This window comes from Erwinia sp. QL-Z3 (assembly GCF_004551645.1).
Lineage (GTDB): Bacteria > Pseudomonadota > Gammaproteobacteria > Enterobacterales > Enterobacteriaceae > Erwinia > Erwinia billingiae.
The window spans coordinates 1,043,179-1,064,965 of record NZ_CP037950.1 but is presented as its reverse complement, the minus strand read 5'-3'; the positions used below and the strand labels follow the sequence as shown (position 1 = coordinate 1,064,965).

General features: G+C 57.3%; 21 protein-coding genes. 16 read left to right on the top strand and 5 right to left on the bottom strand.

Annotated features, from left to right (window positions below):
- Positions 1-13: 13 nt before the first annotated feature.
- From ftsY to rpoH, 4 genes are all read left to right on the top strand, one after another.
- A complete protein-coding gene (ftsY, locus tag E2F51_RS05585) occupies positions 14-1,627 on the top strand; it encodes a signal recognition particle-docking protein FtsY (RefSeq protein WP_134822930.1) in 1,614 nt (537 codons plus the stop codon).
- 5 nt (positions 1,628-1,632) lie between these two features.
- On the top strand, positions 1,633-2,298 hold the full coding sequence (gene ftsE, locus E2F51_RS05580; RefSeq protein WP_013204253.1) for a cell division ATP-binding protein FtsE: 666 nt from the start codon (positions 1,633-1,635) through the stop codon (positions 2,296-2,298).
- A complete protein-coding gene (ftsX, locus tag E2F51_RS05575; protein ID WP_013204252.1) occupies positions 2,291-3,283 on the top strand; it encodes a permease-like cell division protein FtsX in 993 nt (330 codons plus the stop codon). Before ftsE ends, ftsX begins: the two co-directional genes overlap by 8 nt.
- Positions 3,284-3,545: 262 nt before the next feature.
- A complete protein-coding gene (gene rpoH, locus E2F51_RS05570; protein ID WP_013204251.1) occupies positions 3,546-4,400 on the top strand; it encodes an RNA polymerase sigma factor RpoH in 855 nt (284 codons plus the stop codon).
- A 62-nt stretch (positions 4,401-4,462) separates the two neighbouring features.
- Here rpoH and panM read toward each other — a convergent pair whose 3' ends face one another.
- Positions 4,463-4,858, bottom strand: a complete 396-nt coding sequence (gene panM / locus E2F51_RS05565; protein WP_134822929.1) for an aspartate 1-decarboxylase autocleavage activator PanM — start codon at positions 4,856-4,858, stop codon at positions 4,463-4,465.
- 387 nt (positions 4,859-5,245) lie between these two features.
- Between panM and E2F51_RS05560 the strand changes: the two genes are divergently transcribed.
- From E2F51_RS05560 to ugpQ, 10 genes are all read left to right on the top strand, one after another.
- Positions 5,246-6,361, top strand: coding sequence for a branched-chain amino acid ABC transporter substrate-binding protein (locus tag E2F51_RS05560; RefSeq protein WP_105760373.1), 1,116 nt, complete (start codon positions 5,246-5,248; stop codon positions 6,359-6,361).
- Between the two features lie 159 nt (positions 6,362-6,520).
- Positions 6,521-7,447 carry a high-affinity branched-chain amino acid ABC transporter permease LivH gene (gene livH / locus E2F51_RS05555; protein WP_013204246.1) on the top strand — a complete coding sequence of 309 codons (927 nt, stop codon included), beginning with the start codon at positions 6,521-6,523 and terminating at the stop codon, positions 7,445-7,447.
- Positions 7,444-8,718, top strand: coding sequence for a high-affinity branched-chain amino acid ABC transporter permease LivM (locus E2F51_RS05550; protein ID WP_013204245.1), 1,275 nt, complete (start codon positions 7,444-7,446; stop codon positions 8,716-8,718). Before livH ends, E2F51_RS05550 begins: the two co-directional genes overlap by 4 nt.
- Positions 8,715-9,482, top strand: a complete 768-nt coding sequence (livG, locus tag E2F51_RS05545) for a high-affinity branched-chain amino acid ABC transporter ATP-binding protein LivG (protein ID WP_105760371.1) — start codon at positions 8,715-8,717, stop codon at positions 9,480-9,482. Before E2F51_RS05550 ends, livG begins: the two co-directional genes overlap by 4 nt.
- 1 nt (position 9,483) lies before the next feature.
- Positions 9,484-10,194, top strand: a complete 711-nt coding sequence (livF, locus tag E2F51_RS05540; RefSeq protein WP_134822928.1) for a high-affinity branched-chain amino acid ABC transporter ATP-binding protein LivF — start codon at positions 9,484-9,486, stop codon at positions 10,192-10,194.
- A 262-nt stretch (positions 10,195-10,456) separates the two neighbouring features.
- A complete protein-coding gene (gene ugpB, locus E2F51_RS05535) occupies positions 10,457-11,776 on the top strand; it encodes a sn-glycerol-3-phosphate ABC transporter substrate-binding protein UgpB (protein ID WP_013204242.1) in 1,320 nt (439 codons plus the stop codon).
- Positions 11,777-11,897: 121 nt separating this feature from the next.
- A complete protein-coding gene (gene ugpA, locus E2F51_RS05530; RefSeq protein WP_013204241.1) occupies positions 11,898-12,785 on the top strand; it encodes a sn-glycerol-3-phosphate ABC transporter permease UgpA in 888 nt (295 codons plus the stop codon).
- Positions 12,782-13,627 (top strand): sn-glycerol-3-phosphate ABC transporter permease UgpE, encoded by an 846-nt coding sequence (gene ugpE, locus E2F51_RS05525; protein WP_013204240.1) that lies wholly within the window; start codon positions 12,782-12,784, stop codon positions 13,625-13,627. The genes ugpA and ugpE overlap by 4 nt, the downstream gene beginning before the upstream one ends.
- A 3-nt stretch (positions 13,628-13,630) precedes the next feature.
- Positions 13,631-14,701 carry a sn-glycerol-3-phosphate import ATP-binding protein UgpC gene (locus tag E2F51_RS05520; protein WP_134822927.1) on the top strand — a complete coding sequence of 357 codons (1,071 nt, stop codon included), beginning with the start codon at positions 13,631-13,633 and terminating at the stop codon, positions 14,699-14,701.
- Positions 14,701-15,459 carry a glycerophosphodiester phosphodiesterase gene (gene ugpQ, locus E2F51_RS05515; protein WP_134824817.1) on the top strand — a complete coding sequence of 253 codons (759 nt, stop codon included), beginning with the start codon at positions 14,701-14,703 and terminating at the stop codon, positions 15,457-15,459. The genes E2F51_RS05520 and ugpQ overlap by 1 nt, the downstream gene beginning before the upstream one ends.
- Before the next feature lie 103 nt (positions 15,460-15,562).
- On the opposite strand, the gene E2F51_RS05510 is transcribed toward ugpQ, so the two are convergent.
- A complete protein-coding gene (locus E2F51_RS05510) occupies positions 15,563-15,856 on the bottom strand; it encodes a DUF2756 domain-containing protein (RefSeq protein ID WP_013204237.1) in 294 nt (97 codons plus the stop codon).
- A 155-nt stretch (positions 15,857-16,011) separates the two neighbouring features.
- On the opposite strand from E2F51_RS05510, the gene ggt reads away from it, so the two are divergent.
- Entirely contained in the window at positions 16,012-17,760 is a 1,749-nt protein-coding gene (ggt, locus tag E2F51_RS05505) for a gamma-glutamyltransferase (protein WP_134822926.1), read from the top strand.
- A gap of 55 nt (positions 17,761-17,815) precedes the next feature.
- On the opposite strand, the gene E2F51_RS05500 is transcribed toward ggt, so the two are convergent.
- Positions 17,816-18,958: a phytanoyl-CoA dioxygenase family protein gene (locus tag E2F51_RS05500; protein ID WP_134822925.1), complete on the bottom strand. Its 1,143-nt coding sequence runs from the start codon at positions 18,956-18,958 to the stop codon at positions 17,816-17,818.
- An 8-nt stretch (positions 18,959-18,966) separates the two neighbouring features.
- On the bottom strand, positions 18,967-19,797 hold the full coding sequence (locus tag E2F51_RS05495) for an SDR family oxidoreductase (protein ID WP_013204234.1): 831 nt from the start codon (positions 19,795-19,797) through the stop codon (positions 18,967-18,969).
- A 115-nt stretch (positions 19,798-19,912) separates the two neighbouring features.
- Here E2F51_RS05495 and E2F51_RS05490 point away from each other — a divergent pair, with 115 nt between their 5' ends.
- Positions 19,913-20,929, top strand: coding sequence for a LacI family DNA-binding transcriptional regulator (locus E2F51_RS05490; protein WP_134822924.1), 1,017 nt, complete (start codon positions 19,913-19,915; stop codon positions 20,927-20,929).
- Here E2F51_RS05490 and E2F51_RS05485 read toward each other — a convergent pair.
- Positions 20,926-21,435 carry a GNAT family N-acetyltransferase gene (locus tag E2F51_RS05485; protein ID WP_134822923.1) on the bottom strand — a complete coding sequence of 170 codons (510 nt, stop codon included), beginning with the start codon at positions 21,433-21,435 and terminating at the stop codon, positions 20,926-20,928. The two genes, E2F51_RS05490 and E2F51_RS05485, sit on opposite strands and share 4 nt — an antisense overlap.
- Positions 21,436-21,787 lie beyond the last annotated feature (352 nt).

Sequence of the window (21,787 nt, the reverse complement as noted above, 5' to 3'; positions counted from 1 at the left end):
GTGTGGTTGCACCATGGCAAAAAATAAAAAACGTGGCTTTTTTTCCTGGCTGGGATTAGGGCGTGAAGAGCAGGCGCCGCAGGAAGAGACAAAAGAGACGTTAGAGGAACAGCAGCCCGCTGACGAGACGTCAACGGATGCCGCCACGCCCGCAAAAACCGAGGCAGAGCAGCGCGCCGAAGCGGCGGTCAACGTCACTGAAAATGTGGCCCACGATCAGGCCGCGCACCCGGAAGCTTACCGTGAACCTGCCGCTGAGCCGCAGCCTGAAGCGAAACCTCAGACGGAAGAGCAGGCGGTAATTACGCCCGCGCCGCTGGAAGCGTTTTTGCCGGAAGACGACGCGCGCGTTCAGCCCGAGCCGGAAGAAGAGGTTTTACCGGAGCAGCTGGCGGTGGTTCAGCCAGAGCCGGAAGAAGAACTTCTGCCGGAAGAGATAGCGATTGTTCATCCTGAGCGGGAAGAAGAGCGCCTGCTGGAAGAGGTAGCCGTTGTTCAGCCTGAGCCCGAAGAAGTGGCTATCATCGCGCCCGTTCCGGAAGAGATTGCTGAAATCGCACCGGACGATGAGATCTTGCCTGAAGAGCTGGAAGCGCTGGCGTTAGCGACTGACGCAGAGCCGGAGGTGATTGAGGAAGAAGAGTCCATCGCCGCCGCGTTAGCGAAAGTGGAGCAGTCAGAGCAGGCCGAGCAGCAGCGTCCGACTAAAGAAGGTTTCTTCGCCCGCCTGAAGCGCAGCCTGGTGAAAACCCGTCAGAATCTGGGCTCCGGCTTTATCGGCCTGTTCCGCGGCAAAAAGATTGATGACGATCTGTTTGAAGAGCTGGAAGAACAGCTGCTGATTGCCGACGTTGGCGTGGAAACCACCCGCCGCATTATCAAAAACCTGACGCAGCAGGCGAACCGTAAACAGCTGCGTGATGCCGAAGCGCTTTATGGCCTGTTGAAGCAGGAAATGTCAGAGATCCTGGCTAAAGTGGAAGAGCCACTGGACGTCACCGGCAAAACGCCGTTTGTGATCCTGATGGTGGGCGTCAATGGCGTCGGCAAAACCACCACCATCGGTAAACTGGCGCGCCAGTATCAGGCCGAAGGCAAATCTGTGATGCTGGCGGCGGGCGATACCTTCCGTGCCGCGGCGGTTGAGCAGCTGCAGGTGTGGGGCCAGCGTAACAATATTCCGGTGATCGCCCAGCAGACCGGGTCGGATTCAGCCTCGGTAATTTTCGATGCGATTCAGGCCGCTAAGGCGCGTAACGTTGACGTGCTGATTGCCGATACTGCCGGTCGCCTGCAGAACAAATCGCACCTGATGGAAGAGCTGAAGAAAATCACCCGCGTGATGAAAAAGCTCGACGATCAGGCGCCGCACGAAGTGATGCTGACCATCGATGCCAGCACCGGCCAGAATGCCATCAGCCAGACTAAGCTGTTCCACGAAGCGGTGGGTCTGACCGGGATTACCCTGACCAAGCTGGATGGCACCGCAAAAGGCGGCGTGATCTTCTCCGTAGCCGATCAGTTCTCCATCCCGATCCGCTATATCGGCGTGGGTGAAGGCATTGAAGATTTACGCGCGTTTAAAGCTGACGATTTTATAGAGGCACTTTTTGCCCGAGAGGAATAATTAGGATGATTCGCTTTGAAGAAGTCAGTAAGGCTTATCTCGGCGGTCGGCAAGCGCTTCAGGGGGTAGATTTTCATCTGCGTCCGGGAGAAATGGCGTTTCTGACCGGACATTCCGGGGCAGGGAAAAGTACCTTGCTGAAGCTTATTTGTGGCATCGAGCGGCCAAGCGCCGGTCAGATCTGGTTTGGCGGCCACGATATCAGCCGCCTGAAAAGCAGCGAAGTGCCGTTTTTACGCCGCCAGATTGGCATGATTTTCCAGGATCACCATCTGCTGATGGATCGATCTGTGTATGACAACGTGGCAATCCCGTTGATCATTGCCGGTGCCAGCGGCGAAGATATTCGCCGCCGCGTGTCGGCCGCGCTGGATAAAGTCGGCCTGCTGGATAAAGCCAAAAGCTATCCGATTCAGCTGTCGGGCGGTGAGCAGCAGCGTGTGGGCATTGCCCGTGCGGTGGTGAACAAACCTGCGGTGCTGCTGGCCGATGAACCGACCGGTAACCTCGACGACGCGCTGTCGGAAGACATCCTGCGTCTGTTTGAAGAATTTAACCGGGTTGGCGTCACCGTTCTGATGGCAACCCACGACCGGGCCTTGATCGCCCGCCGCAACTACCGCCTGATGAGCCTGAATCAGGGACGTTTGCACGGAGGCCAGGGTGGTTAATAAACGCAATTCCCGGGCGCCTGCGCCCAAAGCCGCGAAGCAGAAGCAGCCTTCCAAAAGCAAAGCGCTGAAGGGCGGCTGGCAGGAGCAATGGCGTTATGCGCTGCGCGGCACCTTATCTGATATGTGGCGTCAGCCGCTGGCGACGTTACTGACGGTGATGGTTATCGCCATCTCCCTGACTCTGCCAAGCGTCTGCTATATGGTGTGGAAAAACGTCAACCAGGCGGCGGCACAGTGGTATCCGGCACCGCAGCTAACGGTCTATCTCAGCAAAACGCTGGATGACGATGCCGCTGAAGGTGTTGTCAGCCAGCTGAAGAAAGAAGATGGCGTCGACAAGGTGAACTACCTGTCGCGCGAAGAAGCGATGGGCGAGTTCCGTAACTGGTCTGGCTTTGGCGGGGCAATGGATATGCTTGAGCAGAATCCGCTGCCTGCGGTGGCAATTATTACGCCGAAGCTCAACTTCCAGAATGACAACACCATGACCAACCTGCGCGACCGCGTGTCAAAAGTGCAGGGCGTGGATGAAGTGAAGATGGACGACAGTTGGTTTGCCCGTCTGGCGGCGCTGACCGGGCTGGTGGGGCAGGTGGCGGCGATGATCGGCGTGCTGATGATTGTGGCGGTGTTCCTGGTGATCGGCAACAGCGTGCGGCTGAGCATCTTTGCCCGGCGCGATACCATCAACGTGCAGAAGCTGATCGGTGCAACGGATGGCTTTATCCTGCGTCCGTTCCTCTACGGTGGCGCGCTGTTAGGATTCGCCGGTGCGCTGCTGTCGCTGATCCTGTCTGAAGTGCTGGTGTTCCGTCTGGAGTCCGTTGTGACACAGGTGGCGGCGGTGTTTGGCACCACCTTCAACCTGACCGGACTGGCATGGGATGAGAGCCTGCTGTTGCTGCTGGTATCGGCGATGATTGGCTGGATAGCCGCCTGGCTGGCGACCGTACAACATTTACGTCGATTTACGCCGCAGTAACCCCTTTACACGTTTTTTGTTATAATCTTCCTCTGTTGCATGAGTAATGTGCTTCAGAGGAAGTCATCAGTTTGTCACTTCCTCCTGCTATACTCTTCCTGCCCAGACGGTGTGTACTTTATTCACCGACGATAGTGAACTTGTGGATAACTTTGACGTCGAAGTAGCACAGATTGCTTTTAATTCTGGCTGCCGTTCACGTACTCTTGTGGACTGTGCAGGGAATTGCGCGGCATTATTGTTAAATACAGAGAGGGTTTGAATGACCAAAGAAATGCAAACTTTAGCTATTGCTCCTTTAGGCAACCTGGATTCTTACATCCGGGCCGCCAATGTCTGGCCTATGCTGACGGCAGAAGAGGAAAAAGCGTTGGCTGAACGGCTGCATTACCAGGGCGATCTGGAAGCAGCTAAAACGCTGATCCTGTCTCACCTGCGCTTTGTTGTTCATGTCGCTCGTAACTATTCGGGCTACGGTCTGCCGCAGGCTGACCTGATTCAGGAAGGTAATATCGGCCTGATGAAAGCGGTTCGCCGCTTTAACCCGGAAGTCGGCGTGCGTCTGGTCTCCTTTGCGGTGCACTGGATTAAAGCTGAGATCCACGAATACGTCCTGCGTAACTGGCGTATCGTGAAGGTCGCCACCACTAAAGCACAGCGCAAGCTGTTCTTTAACCTGCGTAAAGCCAAGCAGCGTTTAGGCTGGTTTAACCAGGAAGAAGTGGAAATGGTTGCCCGTGAACTGGGTGTCACCAGCAAAGACGTGCTGGAGATGGAGTCGCGTATGGCGGCCCAGGACATGACCTTCGATCCGACACCGGATGATGAAGGTGAAGGCCGCTCAATGGCGCCTATGCTCTACCTGCAGGATAAGTCGTCTGACTTTGCCGATGGCATTGAGGAAGACAACTGGGAATCCCATGCGGCTGATAAACTCAGCGATGCGATGCAGGGTCTTGATGAGCGTAGCCAGAATATCATCCGTGCCCGCTGGCTGGACGATGACAACAAAACCACGCTGCAGGAGCTTGCCGATCAATACGGCGTTTCAGCAGAGCGTGTGCGTCAGCTGGAAAAGAACGCGATGAAAAAACTGCGTGTCGCTATCGAAGCGTAATCCATGCGGTAACAAAAAAAGGGCGACTTCGGTCGCCCTTTTTGTTTTTGTCAGTCAGCCCGTTATTGTGCCAGAAAGCCCCAGCCGCCGACCTGAGCAATAAAGCCGGCCTGGCGCATAAACGCAGCCATCACCTCACGATCCTCAACCTGACGGTCCGCAATCCCCCACTGCACGATCCCCGGATTCTGCGCCAGCAAATCATTCAGTAAGTAACTGCCCACGCCGCGTCGGCGCGTCACCTCACGCACCATGAAATCCTTCAGCTCGCCCTGCGTGCCGGCGATTGACGCGTTGACTGCCGCCAGCAGGCGGTCATTGAATTTGGCGGCCCAAACCTGCTGATGTTCATTCAGCGACGCTTCAAGGGCAACAAGGTCAGCCTCTGGCCAGATTTTCGCCAGATCCAGGCGATCCTGATCGGTGAAATTTTGCAATCTGATGATGGTCAGTTTCATGACGAATACCGAACGAGTACGAAAGGCATATTGTAGCGAATTTAGCCAAAGAAGGGCGCTTAACTTTTCCCCAGCGAAAACGGAGTATTCTGTTTGGTGCGACGCGTTAACCCAGCGTGAAAGCTTATCGCTGAACTATTAATCAGCATAAAAGACTGCCATTTTGCTGAAAAAGCCACCGTTGCCACCAGTGTTTTATCCTGCGGGACCTGGGTATTTCTGAATGTGTCAGTTGATTTACAGCAGAATATTCCTGTTTAATAACCTGAAAATTAAAGCCTTATTTATAAAAATCGCCGCGTATTTCGATAACTCTCTCTTTCTTCAGCGTTTTATCTGGGATCCAGCGGCAATAAAACAGCAATCACAACAGATGGGGTAGTACGGATGAAAATCAGTAAAGGTAGCGCGTTTCTGGCAGGTTGTGTGGCACTGGCGATGAGCCACGCGGCCATGGCAAAAGACATTAAAGTGGCCATTGTTGGCGCGATGTCCGGCCCGGTAGCGCAGTATGGTGATATGGAGTTCACCGGTGCCAAGCAGGCGATCGCTGACATCAATGCCAAAGGCGGCGTGAACGGTGACAAACTGGTTGGCGTGGAATATGACGATGCCTGCGATCCAAAACAGGCGGTGGCCGTTGCCAACAAAGTGATCAATGACGGTATCCGTTATGTTATTGGCCACCTCTGCTCGTCTTCTACTCAGCCTGCTTCCGACATCTATGAAGATGAAGGCGTGCTGATGATCACCCCGGCGGCAACCAACGCCGATCTGACCACCCGTGGTTACAAGATGATCATGCGTACCACCGGTCTGGATTCCGACCAGGGCCCAACTGCCGCGACCTATATCCTGAAAGAGATCAAGCCTCAGCGCATCGCGGTCATCCATGACAAGCAGCAGTACGGTGAAGGCCTGGCGCGTTCCGTGCAGGCCAGCCTGAAAAAATCAGGCGGCAACGTGGTGATGTTTGAAGGTATCACCGCGGGCGACAAAGATTTCTCCACGCTGGTGGCACGCCTGAAGAAAGAGAACGTCGACTTCGTCTACTTTGGCGGTTATTACCCGGAGATGGGACAGATGCTGCGTCAGGCACGTGCTGCCGGCCTGAAGACCCAGTTTATGGGACCAGAAGGCGTGGGCAACTCCTCGCTGTCTAACATCGCAGGTGCTGCGTCTGAAGGCATGCTGGTGACCTTGCCGAAGCGTTACGACCAGGTGCCGGCTAACAAACCGATTGTTGATGCGCTGAAAGCGAAGAAGCTGGATTCAACCGGCCCATTCGTCTGGACCACCTACGCCGCACTGCAGGCGCTGACCACCGGGATGGAGCGCAGCAAAAGTGCTGAGCCAGCCGATATCGCTAAAAATCTGAAGGAAGGCGCAGCGGTGCCAACGGTGATGGGCGACCTGAACTGGGATGAGAAGGGCGATCTGAAAGGCTTTGAGTTCGGCATCTTCAAATGGCACGCGGACGGTTCTTCGACCGCAGTGAAATAAATCAGCCATACTTTCCCGGCGGCAGGGGCTGTCCGGGGAAGGCTGACAGCGGTGAAGACGACCGAACAGGTCGTCGGTAACAGTAAACGTCTGGTGAGGGTTCCCGGGCGTTTTTTTCCATTCTCTCCGCCCGTGCGGAAAGAAGTAAGGTAGCAAGGTATGTCCGAGCAGTTTCTCTATTTCCTGCAGCAAATGTTCAACGGCGTAACGTTGGGCAGCACCTACGCGCTGATAGCCATTGGTTACACCATGGTCTACGGCATTATCGGCATGATCAACTTCGCCCATGGCGAGGTCTATATGATCGGCAGCTACGTCTCCTTTATTGTGATTGCGGCCCTGATGATGATGGGCATCGATGTCAGCTGGATGCTGATCGGTGCCGGCTTTATCGTCGCGATTGTGATTGCCAGCGCCTACGGCTGGAGCATTGAGCGTGTGGCCTATAAGCCGGTGCGATCCTCCAAGCGTCTGATCGCGCTGATCTCGGCCATCGGGATGTCGATCTTCTTACAAAACTACGTCAGCCTGACGCAAGGCTCCCGCGATCTTGCGTTGCCAAGCCTGATCACCGGGCAGTGGACGCTGGGCGAGAGCAACGGTTTCTCCGCCACTATCTCCACCATGCAGGTGGTGATCTGGGTGGTGACCTTCCTGTCGATGCTGGCACTGACGCTGTTTATCCGCTATTCCCGCATGGGACGCGCCTGTCGCGCCTGTGCTGAAGACCTGAAAATGGCCAGCCTGCTGGGCATTAACACCGACCGCGTTATCTCGCTGACCTTTGTTATCGGCGCGGCCATGGCGGCGGTTGCCGGCGTGTTGCTCGGCCAGTTCTACGGCGTGATTAATCCGTACATTGGCTTTATGGCGGGGATGAAGGCGTTTACCGCGGCGGTATTGGGCGGTATCGGCAGTATTCCTGGCGCGATGTTAGGCGGGCTGATCCTCGGCATCGCCGAAGCGCTGACCTCTGCTTATCTCAGTACCGAATACAAAGACGTGGTCTCTTTTGCGCTGCTGATTGTGGTGCTGCTGGTAATGCCTACCGGTATTCTCGGTCGTCCGGAGGTTGAGAAAGTATGAAACATCTCAACCTGGTTAACGCCGTTGCCTCCGCGCTGATGCTGGTGCTGCTGGCGGCCTTCTTTATGGGCATGCGCCTCGACCTCGACGGCACGCATCTGGTGGTGAATAACGCCGGTCGCGTCCGCTGGAACTGGATTGCACTGGGCGCGGCGGTGGTGTTCCTGTTCCAGCTGCTGCGTCCTTTGCTGCAAAAAAGCCTGAAAAAAATCTCCGGCCCGGCGATGGTTCTGCCGGGTATTGACGGCTCCACGCCGAAGCAAAAGCTGGTGCTGCTGGTGATGATCATTGCCGCCGTGGCCTGGCCGTTTATCGTCTCACGCGGCACGGTGGATATCGCCACGCTGACGCTGATCTACGTGATGCTCGGCCTCGGCCTGAACGTGGTGGTCGGCCTTTCCGGTCTGCTGGTGCTGGGCTACGGCGGATTCTATGCCGTTGGCGCCTATACCTTTGCCTTGCTGAATCACTACTACGGCCTGAGCTTCTGGGAGTGTCTGCCGCTGGCCGGTTTGGTGGCGGCGATGTTTGGCCTGCTGCTCGGCTTCCCGGTGTTGCGGCTGCGCGGTGACTATCTGGCGATTGTGACGCTCGGCTTCGGCGAAATCGTGCGTATTCTGCTGCTGAACAACACCGAAATTACCGGTGGCCCGAACGGCATCAGCCAGATCCCAAAACCGTCGCTGTTTGGTCTGGAGTTTAACCGCAGCGTGCGCGACGGCGGATGGGACACCTTCCATAACTTCTTCGGCCTGAAGTACGATCCCAGCGACCGCATTATCTTCCTGTATATGGTGGCGTTGCTGCTGGTGATCATCACGCTGTTTGTGATTAACCGCCTGCTGCGGATGCCGCTGGGACGGGCCTGGGAAGCGCTGCGTGAAGACGAAATTGCCTGCCGCTCGCTGGGCCTGAGCCCAACGCGCATCAAGCTGACCGCCTTCACCATCAGTGCGGCCTTTGCCGGCTTTGCCGGTAGCCTGTTTGCCGCACGCCAGGGCTTTGTCAGCCCGGAATCGTTCACCTTTGCCGAGTCGGCGTTCGTGCTGGCGATTGTGGTACTGGGCGGCATGGGATCGCAGTTTGCGGTGATCCTCGCTGCGGTGCTGCTGGTGGTTTCCCGCGAGCTGATGCGTGATTTGAATGAGTACAGCATGCTGGTGCTCGGCGGTCTGATGGTGCTGATGATGATCTGGCGGCCACAGGGTCTGCTGCCGATGAAGCGTCCGCATCTGAAGTTGAAGACGGTAGAAAAAGGAGAGCAGCCATGACACAGCCTTTGTTGGCCGTAAAAGGCCTGATGATGCGCTTTGGCGGCCTGCTCGCCGTAAATAACGTTGAGCTGGAGCTGCGCCCGCAGGAGATCGTGTCATTAATCGGCCCGAACGGCGCCGGGAAAACCACCGTCTTTAACTGTCTGACCGGTTTCTACCGGCCGACGGGCGGCAGCATCATGCTGCGCGACAAGGATATCGCGGGCCAGCCGGGGCAAAAAATTGCCCGGATGGGCATTGTCCGTACTTTCCAGCACGTGCGTTTGTTCCGCGAAATGACGGTGATAGAGAACCTGTTGGTGGCGCAGCATCAGCATCTGAAAAGCGGCGTGTTTGCCGGTTTGCTGAAAACGCCGGCCTTCCGTAAAGCCGAAAGCGACGCGCTGGATCGTGCCGCCACCTGGCTGGATCGCGTAGGGCTGCTGGACATGGCCAACCGTCAGGCGGGCAACCTGGCCTACGGTCAGCAGCGTCGTCTGGAAATCGCCCGTTGTATGGTCACCCGGCCGGAAATCCTGATGCTGGATGAGCCAGCCGCCGGTCTGAACCCGAAAGAAACCCACGAGCTTGATGAGCTGATTGCCGAACTGCGCAGCCAGCACAACGTCTCGGTACTGTTGATTGAACATGATATGAAACTGGTTATGGGCATTTCTGACCGCATTTATGTAGTGAACCAGGGTACGCCGCTGGCAAACGGCACGCCGGAGCAGATCCGCAACAATCCGGACGTGATCCGCGCCTATCTGGGAGAAGCCTGATATGAACCCCATTCTTTCTCTCGAGAACGTCAGCGCCCATTACGGCAAAATTCAGGCGTTGCATAACGTCAGTCTGCATATCAATCAGGGCGAGATTGTTACCCTGATTGGGGCCAACGGCGCGGGCAAAACCACCATCCTCGGCACCTTGTGTGGTGAGCCGCGCGCGACGCAGGGATCGATTACCTTCGACGGTAAAGCGATCACCGAATGGCAAACCGCGCGCATCATGCGTGAAGCCATTGCCATTGTGCCGGAAGGGCGCCGCGTGTTTTCACGGATGACGGTGGAAGAGAACCTGGCGATGGGCGGCTTTTTCGCCGAGCGTCAGCAGTATCAGACCCGCATCAAGCGCGTATATGAGCTGTTCCCACGCCTGTACGAGCGCCGCGTTCAGCGTGCCGGCACCATGTCCGGCGGTGAGCAACAGATGCTGGCGATTGGCCGGGCGTTGATGAGCCAGCCGCGCCTGCTGCTGCTGGATGAACCCTCGTTAGGCCTGGCGCCGATCATCATCCAGCAGATATTCGACACCATCGAGCAGCTGCGTCAGGAAGGGATGACTATCTTCCTGGTGGAGCAGAACGCTAACCAGGCGTTGAAGCTGGCCGATCGCGGTTATGTTTTGGAAAACGGCCATGTGGTGCTGGAGGATACCGGCGACGCCTTGCTGGCGAACGAAGCGGTGCGCAGCGCCTATCTCGGCGGCTAATGTGTTGTAAACCCGGCGGTTGCAAGGCCGCCAGGCCCGCAGCCTGCGGGCGAAGTCGGGGTGACAGGGCGGGATTTTTCCCGCCCTTTTTTGTGCCCGTCACCGCAAAACTGGCGGTAATTCACTCGCCTCGTGCGTCACCTGCCTGTCACCTTTCCGTCATAAACCCGTTATCTTTCCGTCATTTTCCCGTGTCATGTTACTTCCCGAACAATAAGAATGCGCGATATCGCGCGATTGACTCCGGGCACAGGATACCGATATGACATCGTTCTCATTTCGTAAAACCGCACTTTGCATGGTACTGGGACTGACCTTCAGCGGTCACGCACTGGCTGCCACCGAGATCCCTTTCTGGCACTCGATGGAAGGCGAACTGGGTGTGGAAGTAAATTCTCTGGCACAACGCTTTAATGAGTCTCACCCAGATTACAAAATCGTGCCGACCTACAAAGGCAACTACGAACAGAGCCTGGCGGCCGGGATTGCCGCCGTGCGTTCAGGTAAAGCGCCGGCTATTTTGCAGGTTTACGAAGTGGGTACCGCCACCATGATGGCCTCTAAAGCGATCGTGCCGGTCTACGATGTGTTTAAAAACGCCGGCGTGGCCTTCGATGAGAAGCAGTTCGTACCGACCGTGGCGGGCTACTACAGCGACGCCAGCGGCCACCTGATTTCTCAGCCGTTTAACAGCTCGACGCCGGTGCTGTATTACAACAAAGACGCCTTCAAAAAAGCCGGTCTGAATCCGGATCAGCCGCCGAAAACCTGGCAGGATCTGGAAAAAGACGCCGCTGCGCTGCGTAAAGCGGGCATGACCTGTGGCTACGCCAGTGGCTGGCAGGGATGGATACAGATTGAGAACTTCAGCGCCTGGCATGCACTGCCGGTCGCCACCCAAAACAACGGTTTTGACGGCACCGATACCGTGCTGGAATTCAACAAACCGACGCAGGTTCGTCATATCCAGATGCTCGAAGATATGAACAAGAAAGGCGATTTCACCTACTTCGGCCGTAAAGATGAATCCACCGCCAAGTTCTACAACGGCGATTGTGGCATCACCACCGCGTCTTCAGGCTCGCTGGCGGATATCCGTCATTACGCCAAATTTAACTACGGCGTCGGCATGATGCCGTACGACGCCACCGTCCCTGACGCCCCGCAGAACGCCATCATCGGCGGCGCGAGCCTGTGGGTGATGAAAGGCAAAGACGCCAGCACCTACAAAGGCGTGGCCGAGTTTATGGCCTTCCTGGCACAGCCGGATATCGCCGCTGAATGGCACCAGAAAACCGGCTACCTGCCGATCACCACCGCTGCCTATGAGCTGACCCGCAAACAAGGGTTCTACGATAAAAACCCCGGCGCGGACATCGCCACGCGTCAGATGCTGAACAAGCCACCGTTAGCGTTCACCAAAGGGATGCGTCTGGGCAACATGCCGCAGATCCGTACCGTTGTCGACGAAGAGCTGGAAGGCGTCTGGACCGGTAAGAAAACGCCGCAGGCGGCGCTGGATAACGCGGTGACCCGTGGCAATCTGCTGCTGCGCCGCTTTGAGCAGACGGCTAAGCAATAACGCTTCGCCCACAGGGGCCGCATTCAGTCCAATTCCCGGCTGGATGCGCCCCTGAACCCGTTTTCAGGGCCGCGTTGAGGGTAGTGAACGCGGCCCCTTACTCCTCATATTGGACGACGCTATGTCTTCTTCCCGTCCCGTTTTTCGCTCGCGCTGGCTGCCCTATTTACTGGTGCTGCCTCAGCTGCTGATCACCGTGATCTTCTTCCTCTGGCCCGCCGGTGAAGCCCTGTGGTATTCGGTGCAAAGCGTCGATCCGTTCGGCCTTTCCAGCACCTTTGTCGGCATGGAAAACTTCAGGCGCCTGATCGGCGACGAGTATTACCTCGACTCTTTTCTGACCACGCTGATTTTCAGCGGGCTGGTGACGGTCATCGGACTGGTGGTCTCGCTGTTTTTTGCCGCGCTGGTCGACCATGTCCTGCGCCTGAAGCGCTTCTACCAGACGCTGTTTTTACTGCCTTACGCCGTGGCGCCCGCCGTCGCCGCGGTGTTGTGGATGTTCCTGTTCAGTCCGGGTCTGGGGCTGATTACCCATTTCCTGCGTTACCTCGGCTATGACTGGAACCATGCGCAAAACAGCGGCCAGGCGATGTTCCTGGTGGTGCTGGCCTCGATCTGGCAGCAGATGAGCTACAACTTCCTGTTCTTCTTTGCCGCGCTGCAGTCCATTCCAAAATCGCTGACGGAAGCCGCCGCCATTGATGGCGCGGGTCCGGTCCGGCGCTTTTTCCAGTTATCTCTGCCGCTGATCACCCCGGTCGGCTTCTTTTTAGTGGTGGTGAATGTGGTGTATGCCTTCTTCGACACCTTCCCGGTGATTGACGCCGCCACCGGCGGTGGCCCGGTGCAGTCGACCACCACGCTGATTTATAAAATTTATCGCGAAGGTTTTGCCGGACTCGACCTCTCTTCCTCTTCCGCCCAGTCGGTGGTGCTGATGGTGCTGGTGATTATTCTGACGGTGATCCAGTTCCGCTACGTCGAGAAAAGGGTGCGCTACCAATGATAGAGAACCGACCAGGGCTGACGATGTTCAGCCATATCATGTTGGGACTGGGGATCCTCACCGTGCTGTTCCCGCTGTACGTGGCCTTTGTTGCCGCCACCCTGAGCAACAGCGAAGTGTTCCAGGTGCCGATGACGCTGATCCCCGGCCGCCATTTGCTGGATAACATTGCCAACATCTGGCAGCACGGCGTGGCGCAGAACAGTGCACCCTTTGGCGTGATGCTGATGAACAGCGCGATCATGGCGCTGAGCATTACGCTGGGGAAAATCACCGTGTCGATCCTCTCCGCCTTCGCGCTGGTGTGGTTCCGCTTCCCGCTGCGCGGGCTGTTCTTCTGGATGATTTTTATCACCCTGATGCTGCCGGTTGAGGTGAGGATCTTCCCGACCGTCGAGGTGATTTCCAACCTGAATATGCTCGACAGCTACAGCGGGCTGACGCTGCCGCTGATGGCTTCCGCCACCGCCACCTTCCTGTTCCGCCAGTTCTTTATGACCCTGCCGGACGAGCTGATTGAAGCGGCGCGAATTGATGGTGCCAGCCCGATGCGCTTCTTCTGGGATATCGTGCTGCCGCTGTCGAAAACTAACCTGGCGGCGCTGTTTGTGATCACCTTTATCTACGGCTGGAACCAGTATATGTGGCCGCTGCTGATCATCAGCGAAGCGGACCTTGGCACCGCCGTCGCCGGTATCCGCAGCATGATTGGCAACGGTGACGGCTCGACCCAATGGAATCTGGTGATGACCGCCATGCTGCTGACCATGGTGCCGCCGATTGTGATTGTTTTAGTGATGCAGCGCGCCTTTGTTCGCGGGCTGGTTGAGAGCGAGAAATAAGTTATGGCAGGCGTAAAACTTCAGGCTGTTACCAAATCCTATGACGGCAAAAATCAGATCATTCAGCCGCTCGACGTGGAAATCCGCGACGGTGAATTTATGGTGATGGTGGGACCCTCCGGCTGCGGAAAATCCACGCTGCTGCGCATGGTCGCCGGGCTGGAAGAGGTCACCAGTGGCGATATCTATATCGACACCCAGCGCGTCACCGATCTTGAACCGAAAGATCGGGGCATCGCCATGGTGTTCCAGAACTACGCGCTCTATCCGCATATGAGCGTTGAGCAGAACATGGCGTATGGCCTGAAGATTCGCGGCATGGGCAAAGAGCATGTGCGGCAGAAAGTGCTGGAAGCCGCCAAAAGCCTGGAGCTGGAAGCCTTGCTGCATCGCCGCCCGCGTGAGCTCTCTGGCGGCCAGCGGCAGCGCGTGGCGATGGGCAGAGCGATTGTGCGTGAGCCGGCGGTATTCCTGTTCGATGAACCCTTCTCCAACCTCGATGCCCGCCTGCGCGTGCAGATGCGCCTTGAGCTGCAGCTGTTGCACCGCCGCCTGAACACCACCAGCTTGTATGTTACCCACGATCAGGTGGAAGCGATGACGCTGGCGCAGCGGGTGATGGTGATGAACAAAGGGGTGCTGGAGCAGTTGGGTACGCCGGTGGAGGTGTATGAGCGTCCGGCGACGCGCTTTGTCGCCAGCTTTATTGGTGCGCCGTCGATGAACCTGATGGATGGCCAGCTAAATGATGATGGCAGCCGGCTAACGTTGTCCGATCGCTTTACGATCCCGTTGCCGCAAGCGAAAGCGCGTTGGGCGGGCCGTCCGTTGACGCTGGGTATTCGCCCGGAGCATATTAAACTCGCGTCACCGCAGGACGGCTTACCGCTGGTGGTGGAAACGCTGGAAATGCTGGGCGCGGATAATCTGGCGCACGGCAAGTGGGGCGGGCAGTCGCTGGTGGTACGCCTGCCGCATATTGAGCGTCCGGCGATTGGCAGCACATTGTGGCTGCATCTGCCGACAGACTCGCTACACTTCTTTGAACCCTCTACTGGACAACGGCTCGAATGATGAATAAAGCCTGGCCTTACCCCCCGATTGTGGCCCATCGCGGCGGCGGTAAACTCGCCCCGGAAAACACCCTCGCCGGCATTGATGTGGGCGCGAAACTGGGCCACAAGATGATCGAATTTGACGTGAAGCTGTCGCAGGATGGCGAAATCTTCCTGCTGCACGACGATACGTTGGACAGGACCAGCAATGGCTGGGGAATTGCCGGGCAGCTTCCCTGGGAAAAGCTGGTGCAGCTGGATGTCGGCGGCTGGTACGGCAAGGATTTCGCCGATCAGCGCCTGCCGTTGCTGTCGCAGGTGGCGAAGCGCTGTGCCGAGCACCAGATGATGGCCAATATCGAGATCAAACCCACCACCGGTCTGGAAGCCGAAACCGGACGGGTGGTGGCGCTGGCCGCGCGGGATCTCTGGCATATGCAACCCGCGGCACCGCTGCTCTCATCGTTTTCAACGGTGGCGCTGGCCGCGGCGAAAGAGGCGGCACCGGAGCTGCCACGGGGGTTGCTGCTGCATGAATGGCACGATAACTGGCAGGAAATGACCGATGCGCTGGAGTGCGTGTCGATTCACTTCAATCACAAGGTGTTGAGCGAGAAGCGCGTGGCTCAGCTGAAAAAATCCGGCTTACGTATTCTGGTGTACACGGTGAACGATGCCGACAGGGCTGCACAGTTGTTGAAGTGGGGTGTCGATGCGATCTGTACCGATGCCATCGACACCCTTGGCCCCGACTTTGCCTCTCAACTGCATCGCTGAGGCGCCAACCGCATGAGCTGACCAGATGAACCCCGGCCACTGACTGATGTCAGCGTCGGGGTTCTCAGTACTTGCCGCGCCAGTACTGCGGGTAAGGTGGGGATTAATTGTTGTTTTGCTGCACCGGCGGCATGGTGTTGGTTCCGGGCTGTGACTGGATCACGCGCTGGGAAGCACTGTTCCGCTGCTCCTGAACTTTCCGCTGTGTGTCCTGGCTTTGACGTTGCTGATCCTGCTGCAACTTCAGTTTCTGCTGGGACTGTTGCGTCTGCATCTGGCTCTGCATCCGTTGAGTGCTGGGATTATAGCCCGGCTGGTTTGGCTGATTGTTGTTCAACATGTTGGCCATGCCGCTCAACGGTGCCAGTGCGGCAACAAAAATAACTAACCATTTCATAAACTGCCTCCGTGTTAGATTACTCAAGTGTATGCCAGGGCCACCAAACTGCCTCCAGGAGTCAACTGAATTTCAGTCCCGCCTCGCCTTTTCTCTTATTTCGTACACACTTATCAGCAGTAAACAAACGTAAATAAGACTAACAAGAGGTGAAGATGACAGGACAGGGTAAGTTAACGCGGCTTGCGGGACCGCTAATGATCGGGCTGTTACTGTGGCAGGGTGCCAGTGCTGCGCCCACCGCACCGGCAGTTTCTTACGGGGTGGATGCCGATACCTTCCATCCGGTGAAAGAGCAACATGGGATGGTGTCGTCAGGGGATGCGACAGCAACTCAGGTTGGCGTGGATATCCTTAAGCAGGGTGTCAACGCGGTGGATGCGGCGATTGCCGTCGGTTATGCGCTGGCGGTGACCCATCCGCAGGCCGGCAACCTCGGCGGCGGCGGCTTTATGATGCTGCGCACCGCCTCAGGCCGTACCACCGCCATCGACTTCCGCGAAATGGCCCCAACCCGCGCCAGTCGCGATATGTTCCTCGATGCGCAGGGCAATGCCGACAGCAAAAAATCCCTCACCTCTCACCTGGCGTCCGGCGTACCTGGCACGGTAGCGGGCTTTGCGCTGGCGAATAAAGAGTACGGCACTATGCCGCTCAGCCGTCTGATCCAGCCGGCGATCAAACTGGCCAGCAAAGGCATCGTGGTCAATCAGGCGCTGGCTGACGATCTGAAGGTCTATGGCAAAGAAGTGCTGATTAACCATCCCAACAGCAAAGCGATTTTCTACAAGGCGGATGGTCAGCCTTATGCCCGCGGCGAGACGCTGGTGCAGCGCAATCTGGCCCACAGCCTGACGCTGATTGCCAGCCAGGGACCGGACGCCTTCTACAAGGGCGCTATCGCCACGCAGATTGACGAGGAAATGGCGGCGCACGGCGGCTTAATCAGCAAAGTGGACCTGGCGAAATACCAGGCGATTGAGCGTAAGCCAATCAGCGGTACCTATCGCGGCTATGCAGTCTTCTCTATGCCACCGCCATCTTCCGGCGGGATCCATATCGTGCAGATCCTGAATATCCTGGAAAACTTCGATCTGGCGAAAATGGGCTTCGGCAGCGCCGATGCGATGCAGGTGATGGCGGAAGCGGAAAAATATGCCTATGCCGACCGCTCGGAATATCTCGGCGATCCGGACTTTGTGAAGGTGCCGTGGCAGGCGCTGACCAGCAAAGCCTATGCGAAATCGCTGGCGCAGCAGATTGATGTGAATAAGGCGCGGCCGTCTTCGGAGATCAAACCGGGCAAGCTGGCACCGTATGAAAGTAACCAGACCACCCATTTCTCGGTGGTGGATAAGCAGGGCAATGCGGTGGCGGTGACCTACACGCTGAACACCTATTTTGGCAGCGGTATCGTGGCGGGTAACAGTGGCATCCTGATGAACAATGAAATGGATGACTTCTCTGCCAAGCCGGGCACGCCGAACGTCTATGGCCTGGTGGGCGGCGAAGCCAATGCGGTGGGGCCGTATAAGCGACCGTTGTCATCAATGTCGCCGACTATCGTGGCGAAAGATGGCAAAACCTGGCTGGTGACCGGCAGCCCTGGCGGCAGCCGCATAATCACCACCGTGCTGCAAATGGTGGTCAACAGCATCGATTACGGGATGAATATCGCCGAAGCGACCAATGCACCACGCTTCCATCACCAGTGGTTGCCGGATCAGCTGCGGGTTGAAAAGGGCTTCAGCCCGGACAGCCTGAAACTGCTGGAAGCCAAAGGTCAGCATGTGAAGGTGATGCCGGCGATGGGCAGCACGCAGAGCATTATGATTGGGCCGGACGGCATGCTGTATGGCGCATCCGATCCGCGCACCATTGATGATTTAACGGCGGGTTACTGACCGGCTGAGAACCCCCGGCGGTCGGGGGTTCTGCAGGTTCCTTCCTGAGAGGCGCTTACGCCTCTCTTTTTCGTTCATGTGCGGCGAGCTGCTGATTAAACGCCCCGGCGGAACAGCCCTGTTGCAACGCTTCCAGAATCAACTGCTGCTGAGTCTTCGGCACCAGCCCACCCAACGGCGGATCGGTATCCAGATTGGTGGGGAAGGAATAGCCTTCACCACTCGCGGCCACCACCGCGTGCAGCTGTGCGTCGCTCAAGGTTTTGCTCAGTAAGGCTGGATAGATCGCCTCCAGCACCTTGACGTGATTCACTTTTTCCATCGTTTTGCCAAAGGCCGACGAGACCTGCAGCAAATTGGCGGTGCGAATATGATCCGCAGTGACGTTGTTGCCGGCGGCATGGAACAGCGCCGGATTGAAGAACAGCCCATCGCCTTTTTTCAGCGGCAGCTGAATGGCGTGCTGTTGGAAGAAGGCGATAAAGCGCGGATCGCGCCAGGCCAGATAGCCTTCGGCATACTGTTGTGACCACGGCAGAAGCTGCGTGGGGCCAGATTCCAACGGCATGTCGCTGTGGGCGACCGCACCCTGCAGCGTCAGATATTGTGACAGGATCTGCAACGGCAGCGGGAAGCGGGCGACAACCTCATTAACCTGAAAACCCAGATGGTAATCGCGGTGCGGCTGCTGCGCTTTGCCGCCCGGACGCACCTGATTCACCTGCGCCGTCATTTCATAGCCAGGCCCCACCCAAGCTTCGCAAATCAACGCCAGTAAGGGGTTGCTGTAGTAATCGATAAACGCATCGGCATCGCGCTCTGCCACCTTTTGCAGGGCGTTCCAGATACGGCCATTGCTGCCGGCTTTGGCAAAGTGATCGCCACCACCGCCGCTGGCAGCTTCACTGGCGAGAATTTCCTCAAACAGCGTGCTGCTGCGATCCACGGCGGAAAGGTCTTCATACAAACCCTGCACCACAAATACGCCAGGCCCACTGGATAACGCGCGATGCAACTCGGCCAGCAGCTTCTGGCGGTCGGTTTCTGCGGCTTTCAGCAGATCGTCACGGTGGTAAATCAACACGTTTTTTTCGACGGAGCGGGCCAGCGGGAAGTCGCCCTTCGGCAAGGTCTGCGCACAGAGGGTGGCGAAATCATCCAGCGAAATCTGGCTGTCATTAATATAAATCTGAGTCATTGGGCACCTCACAGCGTCAACGCATGGGATGGCTGGAAGCCACCGTTATCACCACAGCCAACCACCGACTGATCGAAGTCGATCACCGCGCCGGTCATCATTCCTGACTCTTCGGAGAGCAGGAAAGCCACGCCACGGGCAACTTCAGTCGGTTTCAGCAGGCGGCCAAAGGGCTGCTGCTGCTCCGCTTTTTCCAGCCAGCCGTCTTCTGCCTGATGGTATTGCCGCTGGATATCGTCCTCATGTGGCGTATCCATCCAGCCGATGTTGAGGCCATTGACCCGGATGCGGTTACGCATGGCGCTGAAGGCAACGTTTTTGGTCAGCGTCACCAGCGCGCCCTTTGACGCGGCATAGGCGCTAAGAAAGCTCTGGCCGCCGTGTGAAGTCATGGTGATGATATTGACGATGCTGCCCTCAACGCCTTTGGCGATCATCAGCTTGATCGCCGCCTGCATCAGGAAGAAGGGCGCCCGCACGTTGACCGCCATAATGGCGTCGAACAGTTGCGGCGAGGTGTCGAGGATGGTGCCGCGATCGGACATGCCCGCGCAGTTAACCAACCCGTGCAGCGTGCCAAAACAGGACTCAGCCGCGGCGACGACCTTTTCGCAGGCGGCCGGTGAGCTGATGTCGGCTTCGACGAAGATCGCTTCACAGCCGGAGTGGCTCAGGGTTTCGACCTGCTGGCGTCCGGCGTCGGTATTACGCCCGCAGATCACGATGCCGCGCGCGCCACGCTTCGCCAGCAGCTGGGCCACCGCCGCGCCCAGTCCCTGGGTGCCACCGGTGACCACGAACACCTTATTGTTGAAGATAGTGCTTTCAGTCAGGCTCATTATTTGTCCTTTCTTTTTGTCGGGGGAGGTAAGGTCTGTTCACTTGCTGACCCTGACCTTAGCAATTACATTTGATTAACAATACGTCGGCATAACCTCAAAAAGACCTCAATTTATGGCTAACCCGTTTTCACTTAAGCAAATCGCGGCCCAGTCGGGCGTCAGTAAAGCCACGGTCGATCGGGCGCTGCACCAGCGGGGCAGCGTGCATCCGCGCACCGCACGGCGGATTGCGCAGGCCATCCGCGATCTGGAGTTGCAGCAGCGCGCTAGCCTGGCCAGCGGCCGTACCTTGCCGATCGATTTAGTGATGCATGCGCCTGAGCGCTTCAGCTCGCTGACGCTGGCGGCGCTGCTCAGCCAGATAAAAAGCTTTGCGCCGTTCCGGCTGACTCTGCGCTGCCATATTGTTGAGGAAACCACGCCAGAAGAGCTGGTGCGTGAACTGCGCCGCTGTGGCAATGACAGCTATGGCGTGCTGCTAAAGGCCAGCGACCATCCGTTGCTGGAAAGCGCGGTGGCCGAACTGGCCGCGCTGCGCGTTCCGGTGGTGACCCTGGTCACCGACCTGCCGTACAGCGAGCGCATTCGTTATGTCGGCATGGACAATGAAGGGGCAGGGCGAACGGCGGCCTGGCTGATGTCGCGCTGGCTGCCGGCTGAGGCACAAACGGTGGCTGTGGCGCTAAGCAGCGCGGGATTTCGCGGCGAAGAGCAGCGCATGGAAGGCTTTATGGCGACGCTACACCAGCGCGCGCCCTGGCTGAATACCGTCGCGGTCAGCGAAGGCTATGGCATCGATCAGCTGACCTTTACCCAGATGTGCGCAGCGCTGGAACAGGACAGCACCATCCAATCCGTTTACAGCGTTGGCGGCGGCAACAGCGCCATCCTGCGGGCTTTTGCGGCGATGGATCGTGAGGTGAAAGTCTTTATTGGCCACGATCTGGATGAGGAGAACCGCCAGTTACTGACGGCGGAGAAGCTGGACGCGGTAATTGACCACGATCTGCGGGAGGATGCGCGCACGGCGTTCAGTACCATCCTGCGTTTTCATGGTTTCCTGCCGGCGGAAGAAGCGCAGCAAACGGCGTTTTCACGGGTGATCGTGGCCACGCCGTTCAATGTTTAGACCGGCGATGACGCATTTTTAAGACGCGCCATATACAGCGCATCCACCTGCTGACCCTCTCGGACTGCAAAACGGCGGGCAACGCCTTCGGTAACAAAGCCGAAGCGCTGATAGAGGGCAATCGCCGTGGCGTTGTCAGCGAACACCGTCAGCTCAATGCGTTCGATGCTCAGCCAGTTATCGCAAAGGGTGATCATCTCTTTCATCAGCGCCGAAGCCACGCCTTTACCGCGATGATGAACATCGACGCAGAGGCCAAACGATGCGGTGTGACGACGACGTAACCGGGTGTTCACTTCAAGCGTCAGATCGCCCACCACCTGGCCATCAATGCAGGCGACAAACCGCTGCTGACCCTCTTTCGGTGAGTCCAGCCGCTGCTGCCACATTTGCTGCGAGGGATGCGGAAGCTGAAGCGTATCGCGATAGGTTTCGGGCTGGCTGAGGATGCGAAAAAGCGCCTCAGCATCAGTCGGTTCGGCATGACGTATTACGATCTCACTCATTTCCCTGCTCCTTGATTTCCGCTAATCCTCTTTAAGATCATGGCCTTTAGCCGATAAATCAAGCAAAAAAATGCTTTACAAGTGCGAATGATAATGATTATTATTGTCATGCGTTCCCGGCATGGGCTTCACGGACCATCGGGAAAGCACGACATTGCTCACATTGCTTCCAAGTATTATTTAGCCAGCTCGGGTGCTGGCTTTTTTTTTGCCTGCCGTTTACCTCCGCCGCAATCCAGCGACAAATTGTCTGTTTAACTGCTCTCGATTCCATCGAATAATTTGAACAGAGGAGACAATTTTATCCGCTATCATCCCCTCCAGAACAGGTCCAGACTATGTGAAAACGTTG

Coding starts and splice junctions, on each gene's coding strand:
- ftsY (WP_134822930.1), top strand. CDS start 14: ATGGCAAAAAATAAAAAACGTGGCTTTTTTTCCTGGCTGGGATTAGGG.
- ftsE (WP_013204253.1), top strand. CDS start 1,633: ATGATTCGCTTTGAAGAAGTCAGTAAGGCTTATCTCGGCGGTCGGCAA.
- rpoH (WP_013204251.1), top strand. CDS start 3,546: ATGACCAAAGAAATGCAAACTTTAGCTATTGCTCCTTTAGGCAACCTG.
- panM (WP_134822929.1), bottom strand. CDS start 4,858: ATGAAACTGACCATCATCAGATTGCAAAATTTCACCGATCAGGATCGC.
- E2F51_RS05560 (WP_105760373.1), top strand. CDS start 5,246: ATGAAAATCAGTAAAGGTAGCGCGTTTCTGGCAGGTTGTGTGGCACTG.
- livH (WP_013204246.1), top strand. CDS start 6,521: ATGTCCGAGCAGTTTCTCTATTTCCTGCAGCAAATGTTCAACGGCGTA.
- E2F51_RS05550 (WP_013204245.1), top strand. CDS start 7,444: ATGAAACATCTCAACCTGGTTAACGCCGTTGCCTCCGCGCTGATGCTG.
- livG (WP_105760371.1), top strand. CDS start 8,715: ATGACACAGCCTTTGTTGGCCGTAAAAGGCCTGATGATGCGCTTTGGC.
- livF (WP_134822928.1), top strand. CDS start 9,484: ATGAACCCCATTCTTTCTCTCGAGAACGTCAGCGCCCATTACGGCAAA.
- ugpB (WP_013204242.1), top strand. CDS start 10,457: ATGACATCGTTCTCATTTCGTAAAACCGCACTTTGCATGGTACTGGGA.
- ugpA (WP_013204241.1), top strand. CDS start 11,898: ATGTCTTCTTCCCGTCCCGTTTTTCGCTCGCGCTGGCTGCCCTATTTA.
- ugpE (WP_013204240.1), top strand. CDS start 12,782: ATGATAGAGAACCGACCAGGGCTGACGATGTTCAGCCATATCATGTTG.
- E2F51_RS05520 (WP_134822927.1), top strand. CDS start 13,631: ATGGCAGGCGTAAAACTTCAGGCTGTTACCAAATCCTATGACGGCAAA.
- ugpQ (WP_134824817.1), top strand. CDS start 14,701: ATGAATAAAGCCTGGCCTTACCCCCCGATTGTGGCCCATCGCGGCGGC.
- E2F51_RS05510 (WP_013204237.1), bottom strand. CDS start 15,856: ATGAAATGGTTAGTTATTTTTGTTGCCGCACTGGCACCGTTGAGCGGC.
- ggt (WP_134822926.1), top strand. CDS start 16,012: ATGACAGGACAGGGTAAGTTAACGCGGCTTGCGGGACCGCTAATGATC.
- E2F51_RS05500 (WP_134822925.1), bottom strand. CDS start 18,958: ATGACTCAGATTTATATTAATGACAGCCAGATTTCGCTGGATGATTTC.
- E2F51_RS05495 (WP_013204234.1), bottom strand. CDS start 19,797: ATGAGCCTGACTGAAAGCACTATCTTCAACAATAAGGTGTTCGTGGTC.
- E2F51_RS05490 (WP_134822924.1), top strand. CDS start 19,913: ATGGCTAACCCGTTTTCACTTAAGCAAATCGCGGCCCAGTCGGGCGTC.
- E2F51_RS05485 (WP_134822923.1), bottom strand. CDS start 21,435: ATGAGTGAGATCGTAATACGTCATGCCGAACCGACTGATGCTGAGGCG.